The sequence below is a fragment of the Vibrio sp. Vb1574 genome (assembly GCF_033338675.1).
The window spans coordinates 1-1,006 of record NZ_JAWOTC010000501.1 but is presented as its reverse complement, the minus strand read 5'-3'; the positions used below and the strand labels follow the sequence as shown (position 1 = coordinate 1,006).

At 46.4% G+C, this 1,006-nt stretch carries 2 protein-coding genes; both read left to right on the top strand.

What is annotated here, in order from left to right; genetic code table 11:
- Positions 1–570, top strand: a 570-nt coding sequence (locus tag R7O12_RS27175; protein ID WP_318127160.1) for an RNase adapter RapZ, incomplete at its 5' end; no start/stop codon positions are given.
- Positions 554–829 (top strand): HPr family phosphocarrier protein, encoded by a 276-nt coding sequence (locus R7O12_RS27170; RefSeq protein ID WP_005468661.1) that lies wholly within the window; start codon positions 554–556, stop codon positions 827–829. The genes R7O12_RS27175 and R7O12_RS27170, both read left to right, overlap by 17 nt.
- Positions 830–1,006 lie beyond the last annotated feature (177 nt).

Sequence of the window (1,006 nt, the reverse complement as noted above, 5' to 3'; positions counted from 1 at the left end):
CTATCATTAGGCGGCCAGTCGCTATCGCTCGATCAAGCTATCGAGCGAGAAAAAGAGATCCTGACACCACTAAAAGCGCATGCGGATTTAATCCTCAACAGTAGCGGTCAGTCTTTGCATGAACTGAGTGAAACAGTTCGCATGCGAGTAGAAGGACGTGATCGCAAAGGCTTGGTGATGGTCTTTGAATCATTCGGCTTTAAATACGGCCTTCCGTCTGATGCAGATTACGTATTTGATGTTCGATTCCTACCGAACCCACACTGGGAACCTGCACTGCGCCCACTGACGGGTTTAGATGCTCCTATCGCTGCGTTTTTGGAACAACACCAGTCGGTATTGAGCCTCAAGTACCAGATAGAAAGTTTTATTGAAACTTGGCTACCTTTGCTCGAAAAAAATAATCGCAGCTATCTCACCGTAGCCATTGGCTGTACTGGCGGCAAGCACCGCTCAGTGTATTTAACCCAACAGATTGGCGAGTACTTTGCGGATAAAGGGCATCAAGTTCAGATTCGTCACACCTCGCTCGAGAAAATGCTAAGGAGTAGCAGTGGAGTTAAGTCGTAAAGTATTGATTCAAAATCGTCTTGGGTTACACGCGCGCGCCGCAGTTAAGTTGGTAGAACTTGCGCAAAGCTTTGATGCTGTAGTAACCATCGACAACGAAGAAGACAAAACCGCCACCGCAGACAGCGTGATGGGGCTGTTGATGTTGGAATCGGCTCAAGGACAATACGTAACGATTCATGCCACAGGCGATCAAGCAGAGTTGGCACTCGACGCTGTATGTCATCTGATTGAAGACAAGTTTGACGAAGGCGAGTAATTTACTCGCTTTTTTAGTTCCTATCTCTAGCCTCCCAACTGAATAGAGCGCAATCCCCTTTCCTAGCTAAAAAGTACAGCGATATCTCTCCCAAATCTTTGCGACTGCTCTGGTCACTCAGCAAATAATTTTGTCCTGTTTCACAAGTTGTTATTAAAAGGTGCCTGGAATTAAGTT